This window comes from Terriglobus albidus (assembly GCF_008000815.1).
GTDB classification, from domain to species: Bacteria; Acidobacteriota; Terriglobia; order Terriglobales; family Acidobacteriaceae; genus Terriglobus; species Terriglobus albidus_A.
The window spans coordinates 6,082,369-6,095,575 of record NZ_CP042806.1; the positions used below are offsets into that span (position 1 = coordinate 6,082,369).

The following is a 13,207-nucleotide window of genomic DNA, read 5'->3' on the forward strand; positions in this document are numbered from 1 at the left end:
GGCATGCTCGTCGTCATCGGCGGACACACACGCAATATCGGCAAGACCTCTGCCGTCTGCGAGTTGATACGCACCTTCCCTGCCCTGCACTGGACCGCGGTCAAGATCACGCAGTACGGCCACTACGTCTGCTCCGCCGATGGCGAGCCATGTGACTGCCAGACAGCCGACCACACCATCGCTCTGACCGAAGAACGCACCTCGACCTCCGGGACAGACACCAGCCGGTATCTCGCAGCCGGTGCGGCCCGCTCCCTGTGGCTGCGGACCCGCCAGGGACAACTCGCCGAAGCGATGCCCCGGCTGCGCGCCGAGCTGGCTAAGTCAGCCAACAACATCCTGGAATCGAACTCAGTGATGCGGTTCCTGAGACCCGACCTCTACCTGGTAGTACTCTCGCCGGAGACAGCCGACTTCAAGCCCTCGGCACAGTACGTCCTGGACCGCGCCGATGCTTACCTGCTGACAGCGAAACCGAACGCCCCCGCATGGCAAGGCATCTCGCTGCGGTTATTGTCTGGAAAGCCCAACTTCGCATACATGGCAGGAGAACCGTTCTCACCCGAGTTGAAGGCTTGGCTTGCCGAGCGTTTGGGACAAATTTCGGGGTCGCGTGTTGGGTGGGAGCAGCGGGCTTCAGCCCGCTGATTAAGCGTAAAAAGTAATCGGGCTTTAGCCCTGGGTCTTCTCTATCCATCAGGAAAAGACCCAGGGCTAAAGCCCGACTTTTATAAGCCAATAGACCGTGGGCTGAAGCCCACGGCTCCCACCTAGTTGTCGAAGTTCGTCAACGCATCCATGAATGCGACATCCAGAACCGTACCCTGAATGGTGATCTGGCTGTTGTTGATCTCCGATCCATCAGAGGTATTGAACGCATGGATCTGGCCGCCGTAGGCCGTGTACACCTTGTGCAGGCTCTGCACCCAGCACAGGCCCGTCAGGTCGCCATAGTAGTAGAGGTTGTAATCCTGGTTGGGATACTTCACGGTGGTGTTGGCGTTGCGATTCACCGAGGGCACAATCTGCACGGAGCTGGCTGAGCGGTCAAAGCGGGTCAGGCAGTTGTAGTTTGCCGCCTGGGTCGCATTACCAAGATCCGCCTGGTGTGCACGCTCACCGTTCGCGCAGCTCTGCGATCCGACCCAGAGCGTGTTGTCGTCTCCGAAGAGCATCTTGGTGTGATAGCCGTCAGAGATCGAGTACTTGCCCGTCACTGTCTTCGTGGAGAGATTCAGCGTGGAGAGGTTCCCCGACCAATACCCGTCAGCAAGGAATTGCTGCCCGCTCAAATAAAGCGTCGAACCATCTGTCAGCGCCGCCGTCACACCTCCGGGCACAGCCACCGTCTGAGACAGATAGTTGGGCTCGGGCGAGACCGTCGGGATGTTGTAGATGGTCAGGTTGCTGAGGTTCAGGAAGCCGACGCCGGCCGTCGTGCCGCCGCACTCCGGGCCACAGTTCAGGATGTAAGCCTGGCTGCCGTCATTGGAAAAGTAGGCGCCGACCGGACGATCGAAGGAGCCCGTCACCTTCACCAGGCAGTAAACCGGCAACTGATATGGCTGGCAGTCCACCGAGCCCGGAGGCACGGCCTGATTGCTGTTCAGCTTCACCAGGCGATAGATGTTGTTGCCATTCCGCTGCATGGCCAGCACGACCGTGTTGCCCTGGTTCACGAAGACCCGGTTCACATTCGGCAGGTTGAGCGAATAGCTGGCCTGGGTTGCACCACGGATCACCACCTGAAGCTGGCCGGCAGTCTCCTGCGCCGAGTAGACCATGGTCTGGTCGGTAGAAACCTTGATTCCGTCCGGAACGGCGGTTCTATTGATCAGCGTCGCGGCCGCGCCGCCGGTCTTCTCGCCACCGTAGTCGATGGCCGCCAGAGAGCCGTCGCCCTGGGCGTAGACATAGCCGGCGACCTGCTCCGGGAAGTTCAGGATCGGGCTCGGCGAGTTCCCCGAGTATCCCGAAATGGTGTAGGACGAGTTCGCGTCAAAGATGTTGTTGCGCAGGTCACGCTGCCCGTCCAGAATCTGCAGCCCGCCGCTCAGCGTGCTGGTGTAGGAGGCGAGCACGCGATACGCGAACTTGCTGGGAGGAATCGGGCGTCCGGCGTAGGTGTATTGCGGAAACTTATAGTAGCGGACACCGCAGGCGCTCAGCACCAGAGCCACAGCGGTCAGGGCTGCAAAAACATACAACTTACGCTTCATCAAGTAACGGACTCCAGCCCACCGCCCGGCGGTAGCAAACTGCGGTGTAAAAACCGCCTGAACTTTTGCCTCAAGTATAAAGCAAGCGCCTGCCCGGCTGCCCCATTCCCGCTACACTGGGAATAGCATATCCGCCATGGTCGAGACCTCAGAATCCTTGCTTGAGACCCTGCTCGCCCCCGGACGCACTGTATTGTGTGACGGTGCGATGGGCACCATGTTGTACGCCCGCGGTGTCTTTATCAACCGCTGCTACGACGAGTTGAACCTCTCCCAGCCCGACCTGATCCGCTCCATTCACGAGGAGTACCTCCATGCCGGCGCGGAGATGATTGAAACCAACACCTTTGGCGCGAATGCCATTCGCCTGGCGCGCTATGGCCTGGCCGACAAGGTCTCCGCCATCAACCATGCCGGCGTCGCACTGGCCCGCAAAGCCGCCCAGCACTCCGAAGAGAAGACGGCCACCCATGCCTACGTCGCGGGTGCCATCGGCCCCCTGGGAGCCCGCCTGGCCCCCGCAGGCACCATCACGGCACAGCAGGCGCATGATGCCTTTGCCGAGCAGATTGCGGCCCTGGCTGCCGCCGGCGCCGATCTTCTGATCGCCGAGACCTTTCCCTCCGTCGCCGAAGCCGAAATTGTCGTGCGCGCCGCCCGGGATATCGCTCCCCATCTGCCGCTGTTCGTCATGGTGACGGTCGACGATAACGGCAACACCCTTGACGGCACCACCGCCGAGGAGACAGCGACCCGTCTGACCATCGCCGGTGCTGACGTGGTGGGCTGCAACTGCAGCTCCGGGCCGCACGCAGTTCTGGACGTGATCGAGCGCATGCGCGCCGTCACCCACCTTCCGCTGGCGGCGATGCCCAATGCCGGTCTGCCGCGCGCCGTGGACGGCCGTAACATCTACCTGACCTCACCCGAATACATGGCCAGCTTCGCCCGCAAGTTTGCCAAGGCGGGAGCGACCTTCATCGGCGGCTGCTGCGGCACCACGCCGAACCACATCAAGGCGATGCGCTCCGCCCTGCGCGCGATCGACGCCCAGGTGACCGCCAAAGCCGAGGTCACCGACGAGACTCAGGCAGCCGTCCAGCCGCCGGCCTTCGGCGAACGCTCCAAGCTCGCCGGCCTGCTGGCCAACCGCCAGTTCGTCTCCATGGTGGAGATCGTGCCGCCGCTCGGCGTCAACTGCCAGAAGGAGCTGGACGGGGCAAAGAAGCTCGCCGACCTTGGCGTCCATGTCATCAATGTGCCCGACTCTCCCCGCGCTTCCGCGCGTATGTCCGCACAGTCGTTGTGCGTGCAGATCCAGCACAAGATCGGCATCGAGACCCTGATCCATGTCACCTGCCGTGACCGCAACCTGCTGGCCCTCCAGTCGGACATGCTGGGCGCCTCCTCTATCGGGCTGAAGAACGTGCTCTGCCTGACCGGCGACCCGCCCAAGCTCGGGAACTATCCGGATGCAACCGCCGTGTTCGACGTGGATGCCATCGGCCTGGTGAATGTCCTCCGCAATCTGAACCACGGCCTGGATCTTGGCAAAAATCCAATCGGCGAGTCCGCTGCCTTTGCCATCGGCGTCGCCGCCAACCCCGGCGTCCCGGACGTGGACAACGAAGTTCACCGCTTCGCTCTCAAGGTGGAAGCAGGAGCGGAGTACGCCATTACGCAACCAGTCTTCGATATGCGTCTGCTGGAGACCTTCCTTCGCCGCGTCGAGCAGTTCCGCATCCCGGTCATCGCCGGCATCTGGCCGCTGACCTCGCTGCGCAACGCCGAATTCATGAAGAACGACCTGCGCGTCGCTGTACCGGATGAGATTATGTTCCGCATGCACAAGGCAGGCGAGGTCTCAGCCGACCACGCACGCGCCGAAGGCATCAAAATCGCGCAGGAGATGCTGGCTCACACGCGGCCCCAGGTCGAGGGCGTACAGGTCTCGGCCCCCTTCGGCAAATACACCGCCGCAGCACAGGTGCTGGAGCTGCTGAACTAGAACAGGAAGAGACGATGCCAACCTTTGAAGAGAATCTGAAAGCGCTGGAAACGGTAGTGGAACAGTTGGAGCGGGGCGACCTGCCGCTGGAAGACTCCGTCAAGCTCTTCGAGCAGGGCATGGCGCTCTCTGCCGCATGCAAGCAGGACCTGGAGGCAGCCGAGGGCAAGCTGCAGGTCCTGATGAAACAGCAGAACGGCAAGATGGAAGCCAAGGACCTGAATCTCGAGTAATTTCCTGTTCTTATCCTTGGCATTTGGGTTGTCACCCTGAGCCGTAGGCGAAGGACCTGCTTTTGCCTCGGAGCCTGGACTAACCGATATACCCTAGTTCCATGCCTACTCAGGACGAGCTCAAGCTTCTCGCTGCCAAACGCGCACTCGACTTCATTCAACCCGGCATGGTCGTGGGCCTGGGCTCCGGTTCTACCGCTACCCTGTTCATCAAGCTGCTTGGCGAAAAGGTGCAGCAGGGCCTGAAGATCCGCGGCATCGCCTCGTCCGAAGACTCCGCGAAGCTCGGAGCATCGCTGGGTATTCCCGTCGTCGGCTTTACGGAAGCAACCGAGACTGATGTTACGGTCGACGGCGCTGACGAAGTTGCCCCCGGCCTGGCATTGATCAAAGGCGGCGGCGGCAAGCTGCTGCGCGAAAAGATCGTCGCGTCGGCCTCAAAGAAGTTCATCATCGTGGCCGACTCTTCGAAAGTCGTGAAGAAGCTGGGTAAGTTCAAACTGCCGATCGAGGTGATCCCCATGGCCGAGCCTCTGGTCTCGGAGCGTTTGCGTGCGCTGGGTTACCCCAGCAGCATCCGCCAAGCCAAGGACGGCAGCGGCAACTACATCACCGACGAAGGCAACCTCATCCTCGACTGCGACCCGACACAGATCGATGATCCCACGGCCCTGGCGGCGCAATTGGACACCATGGTCGGCGTCGTCGAGCATGGGTTATTCCTGGGCATGGCAGACCTCGTACTGGTCGCGGGCGAAGACGCCATCACTGAATACACACCGGAAACAAAGTTTTAGGCACGATCCTTCGGTTTTGTCATCCTGAGCGAACGGGTCCCCGGCCAGCGTCGCTGGCTGGGGTGACTAAGCGAAGGACCTGCTTCTCTTAATGCCCTTCGCGTCGCGAAGGGCATTCATTCGCGCTACGCGCGAACCTTTTGTTTGTCATTTCGTAGCGAAGCGGAGAAATCTGCTTCTCTACCCCAAAAGCGGATTTCTCCGCTCCCTTCGGTCGCTGCGAAATGACAAACAAAAAAGACGGCCACTGTTAACTGGCAACCGGCTTTACCCGCCCCACAACCACCGTTCCCTCAAGCAACGGCTTCAGGGTCACGTGCCACGTAACGCCGGCCTCGTCCCGCACGACCTCAAGCACCGGGACCTCCAGCTTCGCTCCACTGCGTGCCGTGGCTTCCAATACACCTGTCGCACCTGGAGCGAACTCCGTATGGCTGAGTGAGATCTGCCACACGGAACGGCCCTGCTGTCGCGATGCTTCGCGAATATCTGTCACTTCTGCTTCGAACATTACTTCGCCAACGCGCTGCGTAGCGCCTCCACTTCAACCTTGCTGCCGATCGCCAGCGGTGTGCGCTGATGGATCGCCTCGGGCTTGATGTCGAGGATGCGATCGACGCCATTGGTCGCCATGCCGCCCGCCTGCTCTGCGATGAAGGCCAGCGGATTGGCCTCATACATCAGCCGCAGCTTGCCATGAGGAACCTTGGTCGTCGGCGGATAGAAGAAGATGCCTCCCTTCAGCAGGGTGCGATGGAAGTCCGCCACCAGCGAGCCGATGTAGCGCGAGCCATGCTTCTCGCCGATCTTGCCGGCACGCATATCATGCACGAACTGCGTGTACTCCGGCGCCGACTCTTCGAGATTCGCTTCGTTGACCGAGTAGTATGGGCCGGAGTCAGGCATACGCATGTTCTCCCAGCTCAGGAGGAAAGCACCGATCGTCTGATCGAGCGTGAAACCGTGCACGCCGTGTCCTGTGGTGTAGACCAGGATCGTCGATGGCCCATACAGCACATAACCGGCAGCCACCTGTTTGATGCCCTGCTGCAGCACCGAGGTATTCACATCGCCCCACTGCGGACGGCGGAAGACCGAGAAGATCGTGCCGACATTTACGTTGACGTCGATGTTCGATGAACCATCCAAAGGATCAAAGACGATGATGTACTTTCCGGTCTCGCCGTCGCGATTGAAGACCACGGGCTCATCGTCTTCTTCGCTGACCAGTGCGGCCACGCTGTCACGCAGACCGAGGCAATGCTCCATCGCGCGGTTGGCGTAGACATCGAGCTTCTGCTGCTGCTCGCCCTGCACATTCGTCTGTCCGTAGGCGCCCAGGATATCGCTCAATCCGGCGGAGCGGATCTTGGCCTCGATCATCTTCGCCGCAAGCGTGACGCCGGAGAGCAGCCAGGAGAAGGTGCCCGTTGCGTCAGGAAAGTTCTTCTGCTGCTGCAGAATGTGCTGCTGGACAGTGGTGATCATCGACTGCTGCTGAGCCATGTTTGTTTTTATTCCTTTCCTCCATGCTAAAGCCTGCGCATGAATGAACATCCCCTATGTTCTAACTTGCCGCTACAATCTCAGTCATCATGAATCGCAGACATTTCCTTCTCTCCTCGGCTGGAGTTGCGGCCACTGGTCTTGTTGAAGCGCCGTTATTCGCACAGGGACGTGGTGGTGCGCAGATGCCCAACGGTCCACTGCCGCCTGCGATTGCTGCGCTGACCAATCGTGTATCAGGCGTGAAGCCTATCACCATTGCAGAACGACAGGAACGTTGTAACAGTGCGCAAACGTTGATGGCAAAGAACAAGATTGACGCGATCGTCATCACCAGCGGCACCTCCCTGGTCTACTTCACCGGCATGCGCGGCGGCAATTCGGAGCGCCTCTTCGCCTGGGTACTTCCCGTCAAAGGTCCGGCCTTTATCATCTGCCCGGTCTTCGAAGAAGAGCGTATGCGTGAGCTCACCGGCAACGTCCCCGGCGGCGACAAGGTCCACTTTTATACCTGGGACGAGCACGAGAACCCCTACGCCCTGCTGGGTAAAGGGTTGAAAGATGCCGGGCTGGCAACCGGAAATATCGGTGTGGAAGAGCAGACCAAGTTCGCTTTCTCGGACGGTTTTGCCCACGCCCTGCCTGCAGCAAAGATCGTTTCTGCAACGCCGGTGACCGCAGGTTGCCGTGGCATGAAGTCAGCCCATGAACTGGAACTGATGAAGCTGGCCAACGACATTACCTGGCATGTCTACGAAGCTGCATGGAAATCGCTCACGCCTGGTATGACCACGCGCGACGCCTCGGCGCTGATCTCAGCCGCATATATGAAGTGCGGTGTCTCCGGATATGCCTCGGTAGAAGTGGATGAGTTCTCCGCTCTGCCGCACGGCTCCATCAAGCCGCAGACGCTGAAGGAAGGTTCCATCGTGATGATCGACGACGGATGCACAGTTGAGGGCTATCAATCCGATATCACCCGCACATTTGTGCTCGGCGGCAAAGCGACCGACAAGCAGAAGCAGGTCTTCGAGATCGTACGCAAAGCGCAGGCCGCCGCACTCGCCGCGGCCAAACCCGGCGCGCCCTGCGAAGCAATCGATATCGCCGCACGCAAGGTCATCACGGATGCCGGCTACGGCCCAGACTACAAGTTCTTCACTCATCGCCTTGGTCACGGCATCGGTATGGATGGCCACGAATGGCCGTACCTTGTACGTGGCAATAAGCAACTTTTGGCCGTCGGAAATACCTTCTCCGATGAGCCGGGTGTCTACATCCGCGGCGAGTTCGGCGTGCGTCTGGAAGATGACTGGGTGATGACCGAAAACGGCGGCGAGATGTTCACGCCAACCAGCAAATCGATCGAAGAACCGTTTGCGGTTTAGGTGTGTCGACACGTTCATAATCAGGTGCAATCCGGTGGGAGCCGTGGGCTTCAGCCCACGGTCTATCGGATCTATAAAATAAGGGCTTTCGCCCTGGGCCTTTTGTTTGATCAAGAGAACGGCCCAGGGCTAAAGCCCGTTTACTTTTATACCTTTGTCAGCGGGCTGAAGCCTAATGTCACTTACTTTTTGTTTTTGGTAGAGGGCCGAAGTGATGTTTGGAGGGGAAGGATTTGCCTCTACCCCAGACTTCTCTGGGGTAAGAACGTTTTTTCTTTCGTTGAGGCAGCTTTGCTTTGGAGATGTAATCGAGTAGCCGGTCGTAGGTTTGTTGTCTGAGGACTGGGTCTGGAGAGCAGAGTTTAGGGCTCATGGCATTGATCAGGCCGTAGGCCTGGGTGAAGCTCAAGATTCGTGGATCGACGCCGGCCCTGCGGGCGGCGGTGGCCATAAAAGCCCTGACCAACCCATAGGCTACGACGGCGATAAGCAACTCTTTCTCTACCGCGGCTTGGCTTTTGCCATGCAGGTGCTCCAGCCGCAGAGTTCCCTTCAGGGTTCTCAGATCCAGTTCTAGATTCCAGCGTTCTCCGTACAGAGCGACGATCTCGTCGGCCTCCTGCTCCAGCGTGGTGAACAGATAGAGGCTGTCGCGAAAACCCTTGGCCGAACACACGATCAAGCGGCCTTTTATTTCAGCATCCGCCAGCTCTGGGTATTTTTTGCGTTCCTGAGCGCTGGGTTTCCAGCACACCAAAAACTCCCCCTGAACCGGCAGAGATTTACCTCCCAGGGAGAGGGCCCGTGCCTTGCTCAGACGGAACAGAGCTTGATGCCCGCTGCCGATCACTTCCTGCGCAAAAGCGAAGATCCCGAAGCCGCCATCCCCGATAATCACACTGCCTGCGGGGGCCCGGCTCAGAACCTTCTTCGCAAGGTTTTGCTCGCTCACCGCCTCCGGTCCATACATCGGTCCCCAGGCTGGACGTTGTGCGATCCCTGTCCGCACATCATGCAGGCAGACCCACTTCATGATCCCCCAGTGACCGAGACCGTGCTGGTTTCGGCCCGCTGGAAATGCCTTCAAGATATCGGCTGTATGCTCCAGGCGCACACTGCTGCCATCCAGCAGCAGCACCGGGCGACCCCATTTCGCCTCCGCTTCGATCTGACCGCTCAGTGCGGCCAACGTCTGATCGCAGACCTGTTCCACCGTCTCTGGGGTGATTCGCCCACATGCCCGGGCGTAGCCGCCAGTGTTGGCTGAAATACGTCCCCCTTGCACGCGCTTGCTGTTGGGTAGCAGCCTATCCAGACGACCACCCAACAGCGCATGAACTGCTTCCTGCTGCGTCCCGTGTTCACTCAGACGCTGCAGCAACATCATCTCCACCACTACCGGCAACGTGTAGATTTGGCCACCACCGCCAAATTCCCCCCACGAGATAACAGGAACAACCCGTTCAAACAACTTCAGTAGGTTTTCTGCTTCCGCCTTGATCTCCATCCAGACCTGACGCGATTCCCAGAGCTCTTACAGATTGCTTCTTATCTCCCTCTCCTGCACACAATTTTCCAACTCACAGGTACAAAGTAAGTGACATTAGGCTTCAGCCCGCTGCTCCCACCAATCACACGCGGGAATGCAGCAAACGCCACTCTGCCGATTTCAAAACGCAAACAATGTGTCTCTACTCATATCCCTTGCGTTGCCAGCTGACAGGTTCCAGCAGCGGCGCGGCGCATACGCGGTTACGGCCTTCGGCCTTAGCCGTGTAGAGCGCCGTATCTGCCGCGAGCAACAACCGCCGGCGATCAATACCTTCGACATCCTGGGCAGAGGCGACGCCGCAGCTTACTGTCGTCCACAGCCCGATCTCTGGCTGCGGCACAGGATGAGACGGCGCCGGAGAACCGGCCATCTTGATCAGTTGCCGTATGCGCTCAGCCACCTTCATCGCGGACTCAAGGCTTGCCCCTGGAAGAAGAAGAACAAACTCCTCGCCGCCGTAGCGGGCTGCAAAGTCATCTTTGCCACGTAATGCCTGCTGGATCAGCAAGGCAACGCGCTTGATTACTTCATCGCCATACAGATGCCCCTGTGTATCGTTCACAATCTTGAAGTGATCGATGTCGATCATGACCGCGGAGATCGGCTGGCGCGTCTGTGCCGCATGGTTCCACAACACCTCGAACTCCTTCTCGAAGGCGGAACGGTTTGCAAGCTGGGTCATGGGATCGTGCGTTGAAATCAGTTCTAGCTCACGATTGGCTTCACTGAGCTCTACACGCTTCAACTCATTGCTCCGCAACAACAGATAGGCGAGCCGCTCTTCACGCTCCAGGCTGTAGTTCGCAATCAGGATGAATACACCGCCCCAGAAGACCAGGCCGCCCATGTGGACCTTTTCGATCGGCTGGAGGAAGGGATCTTTTACAAGAAAGGCAATCGACGTGAGATTGCAGAACAGCATCGATGCAATCGCGTAGCTGAAACGCAGCCGCATCACGATGTTGGATACCAGCAGGATCAGCATCAGGCTGACGGGCGCATGGGTCGAGATCTGATCGTTGACGCGCCAGTAAAGGATTACGGCGCAGGTGGCGGCAACGCCCGAGAGCACGACAATGGAACCTTCACGAACGAAGGCCGAGGGTTCCCGGCGAAGCACCGCATAGATCACGAATGCAATCGGTGTAAAGACGCAGGTGCGCAGAAGGACCGCCAGCCAGATACGGTGCGGCATCACCTGATAATCGCTGATCAAAAAAAGGTTGTAGATCAGGATGATGAGCAGACCATCCCGGCTCATCCGAAGCGCACGCGAACCACCCACTGTGCGCTCGAACTGGGCTTCCAGTTCCTGAGAAAAACGCAAGGGTGCGAAACGCCCGTTCTTCAGGCGGCCGACCTGCTGATCGAGCAGCAACTCCTGCGGATTGGCGGTATCCCGTACCACGGTACTTTCCACCGTAGACGTATATCGGCAACAATCCCATGCCCCATTAGTGGAGTTTTCAGTACGTTGGTGTAACGGCATCTACCGCGAAGAGGCCAGTGCGTGTCGTCAAACACGCTGGGGCATATCAGCTGATTCGGGCACCCATGCGCCTAGATCTCCATCGCGTACTGCCCCGAGACAAACCCCGCGGGCGCCGGCTTTGGCTCCGCCGCCAGATCGAGGATCAGCCGCTCCAGCACCAACCGCTTATCCGGCGGACTGGAACGCAGCTCCAGGTCGGCCCTGGCGATCAGGCGCAGCGCACGCGTCAGCTCACGCCGCGTCTTATAGCGGCGTGCCTGCCGGATAAGATCATCCGCCGCAAATGGAGGCATGCGGAAGCCCTGCCACAGCGCCTGCCAGATAGCGCGCGAATCGCGCACATTCTTCTCCAGAATGATGAGCATCTGGCGGAAGGTGCGGGCCAGCATATAGAGGTGCCCGATCGCCGAGTCTTCCCCGCCGTCCGACGCATTCAACAGGCCGTGCAGCAGCGCTAATGCTGCGGCGCGGTCATGGCGGGAGATCGCGTCCGTCAGCTCGTACAGCGAGCGCTGCTTGGCAGCGAGCACCTGCGTCTCCACATCGCCCAGCGTGATGCGGCCCTTACCCAGGGTGTAGAGCAACAGCTTCTCCACCTCAGAGGCAATCAGCATCATGTCGGCGCCCAGCGCATCCACCAACTCGCGGGCGGCGTCCTGCTCAAAGTTTGTCTGCTGCTGGGCGGCATACTCGATCACCCAGCGCACGGCATCGCCTTCGTCCACGCGGCCCATCTCCACCACACCGCACCAGTCGCCCAGCGTCTCGCGAATGCGATCGAACCGCTCCTTCTCCTGGTAATCCATGCGCCGCAGATCGGCGGGAATGCGGAGGTGATCCGCAACAAACAGGATCAGCGCCTGCGGATTGGCAGCGCGGAAGTAGGCGTCGATCGCTGCAAACTCGTCCTTCTTTGCGCCGCGGGTATAGAGGTTCTTCAGGTTGCGGATGAAGATAACCTGGAAAGGCGCCATCAGCGAGGGCGTTCGCGCAATATCCAGAGCATCGAAGATCGAGGTCTCCGCCAGATCCAGATCGTGCAGGCAGAAGTCGCGCAGGTCGCCGGGCACAAACTGAGCCAACACGGCCTTGCGGGCCCGTTCCAGCAGGAACAGTTCATCGCCGACAAGAACATATCCGGGCTTCGGGTTCGGGGAAGCGATCTCCGCCTGAAACCGGTCCACAGATGCAAAGCTGCGCAAAGCTGCCATTGCCTTGATTTTCAATGGCTACGGCGTGTTAACGGCAGTGGAAATCAGGGGACGAATCCAAAGAAGAACATACTTTGAGCCTTGACTGACGCGGCCTGCACAAGGAACTGTGCAATCCACAGGCCCCCTCGGATAACTCGGAGCATGAGCCCGTACGCTCGCGGCCTCACACCATTCAACTATTCAACAATTCAACTTCTTTTAGAAGCTCTCCATCATGTCGCTGACCAGCGCCTGGGCAAAGTTCCGTGCCAGGCGCTGTACGGCCGGGCTGTCTTCCTGGATGAAGGCGCTCAGATCCTGTGTCGACTGATACTGCTCCCGAAAGCTGAAGCCGTTGTTCTTATACAGAACCCGTCCATCGGGCGCCGTCAGCACTACCTTGGCCACGATCGTGATCAGGTAACTGGAGGTCTGTCCGGTAGAGGAATCATAGGTCAGCGGCGCAACGGTCTGCGAAGTGATGGTTCCGTTCAACAGGGCGTCGCTGTTCTCCGGCTTCTCATCGGAAGTGACCACATAGCGAGTGCGGTTGTTGAGCGCGTGCACCACGGCCTGTGTGAAGGCCACTTCGGTGTGATAGCTCTGCGTATTGTTCTTGAAGATAGGAACCGCGAGCGTACGAACGCCCGCAGGAATATGCGTAGCCTGACCCGCACGGTGATAACCACAACCAGTTGCCGCCAGAAGTACAGAGAGAAGAGCAAACCGCTTCATCGCATGTTCAGTGTACGCAGAAACGAACGCGGCCACCTTTTGCCTTGTCATTTCGGAGGCCAAAGGTTTCGAAATTCGGCTTTG

At 59.3% G+C, this 13,207-nt stretch carries 12 protein-coding genes; 5 read left to right on the forward strand and 7 right to left on the reverse strand.

Annotated features, from left to right (window positions below; genetic code table 11):
* Nucleotides 1–3: 3 nt before the first annotated feature.
* Entirely contained in the window at nucleotides 4–648 is a 645-nt protein-coding gene (locus FTW19_RS24310) for a hypothetical protein (protein ID WP_147650142.1), read from the forward strand.
* Nucleotides 649–770: 122 nt separating this feature from the next.
* On the opposite strand, the gene FTW19_RS24315 is transcribed toward FTW19_RS24310, so the two are convergent.
* Nucleotides 771–2,219 (reverse strand): hypothetical protein, encoded by a 1,449-nt coding sequence (locus FTW19_RS24315; RefSeq protein ID WP_147650143.1) that lies wholly within the window; start codon nucleotides 2,217–2,219, stop codon nucleotides 771–773.
* Nucleotides 2,220–2,355: 136 nt separating this feature from the next.
* Between FTW19_RS24315 and FTW19_RS24320 the strand changes: the two genes are divergently transcribed.
* From FTW19_RS24320 to rpiA, 3 genes are all read left to right on the forward strand, one after another.
* Entirely contained in the window at nucleotides 2,356–4,227 is a 1,872-nt protein-coding gene (locus tag FTW19_RS24320; protein ID WP_147650144.1) for a bifunctional homocysteine S-methyltransferase/methylenetetrahydrofolate reductase, read from the forward strand.
* A 14-nt stretch (nucleotides 4,228–4,241) separates the two neighbouring features.
* The gene (gene xseB / locus FTW19_RS24325; protein ID WP_147650145.1) at nucleotides 4,242–4,460 is read left to right on the forward strand and encodes an exodeoxyribonuclease VII small subunit; all 219 of its coding nucleotides are present in this window, start codon (nucleotides 4,242–4,244) and stop codon (nucleotides 4,458–4,460) included.
* Between the two features lie 101 nt (nucleotides 4,461–4,561).
* Nucleotides 4,562–5,257 (forward strand): ribose-5-phosphate isomerase RpiA, encoded by a 696-nt coding sequence (gene rpiA, locus FTW19_RS24330; protein WP_147650146.1) that lies wholly within the window; start codon nucleotides 4,562–4,564, stop codon nucleotides 5,255–5,257.
* 250 nt (nucleotides 5,258–5,507) lie between these two features.
* Here rpiA and FTW19_RS24335 read toward each other — a convergent pair whose 3' ends face one another.
* Nucleotides 5,508–5,768, reverse strand: coding sequence for a hypothetical protein (locus tag FTW19_RS24335; RefSeq protein ID WP_147650147.1), 261 nt, complete (start codon nucleotides 5,766–5,768; stop codon nucleotides 5,508–5,510).
* Nucleotides 5,768–6,763, reverse strand: coding sequence for a class 1 fructose-bisphosphatase (gene fbp, locus FTW19_RS24340; RefSeq protein WP_246153474.1), 996 nt, complete (start codon nucleotides 6,761–6,763; stop codon nucleotides 5,768–5,770). Before fbp ends, FTW19_RS24335 begins: the two co-directional genes overlap by 1 nt.
* 89 nt (nucleotides 6,764–6,852) lie before the next feature.
* Between fbp and FTW19_RS24345 the strand changes: the two genes are divergently transcribed.
* A complete protein-coding gene (locus FTW19_RS24345) occupies nucleotides 6,853–8,151 on the forward strand; it encodes a M24 family metallopeptidase (RefSeq protein WP_147650148.1) in 1,299 nt (432 codons plus the stop codon).
* Between the two features lie 178 nt (nucleotides 8,152–8,329).
* On the opposite strand, the gene FTW19_RS24350 is transcribed toward FTW19_RS24345, so the two are convergent.
* From FTW19_RS24350 to lptE, 4 genes are all read right to left on the reverse strand, one after another.
* Complete coding sequence (locus FTW19_RS24350) at nucleotides 8,330–9,658, reverse strand: IS4 family transposase (protein WP_147650149.1); 1,329 nt, start codon at nucleotides 9,656–9,658, stop codon at nucleotides 8,330–8,332.
* 184 nt (nucleotides 9,659–9,842) lie between these two features.
* Nucleotides 9,843–11,111 (reverse strand): GGDEF domain-containing protein, encoded by a 1,269-nt coding sequence (locus FTW19_RS24355; RefSeq protein ID WP_187143159.1) that lies wholly within the window; start codon nucleotides 11,109–11,111, stop codon nucleotides 9,843–9,845.
* A 152-nt stretch (nucleotides 11,112–11,263) separates the two neighbouring features.
* Entirely contained in the window at nucleotides 11,264–12,406 is a 1,143-nt protein-coding gene (holA, locus tag FTW19_RS24360; RefSeq protein WP_147650151.1) for a DNA polymerase III subunit delta, read from the reverse strand.
* 201 nt (nucleotides 12,407–12,607) lie between these two features.
* Nucleotides 12,608–13,123 (reverse strand): LptE family protein, encoded by a 516-nt coding sequence (gene lptE / locus FTW19_RS24365; RefSeq protein ID WP_147650152.1) that lies wholly within the window; start codon nucleotides 13,121–13,123, stop codon nucleotides 12,608–12,610.
* Nucleotides 13,124–13,207: the final 84 nt, after the last annotated feature.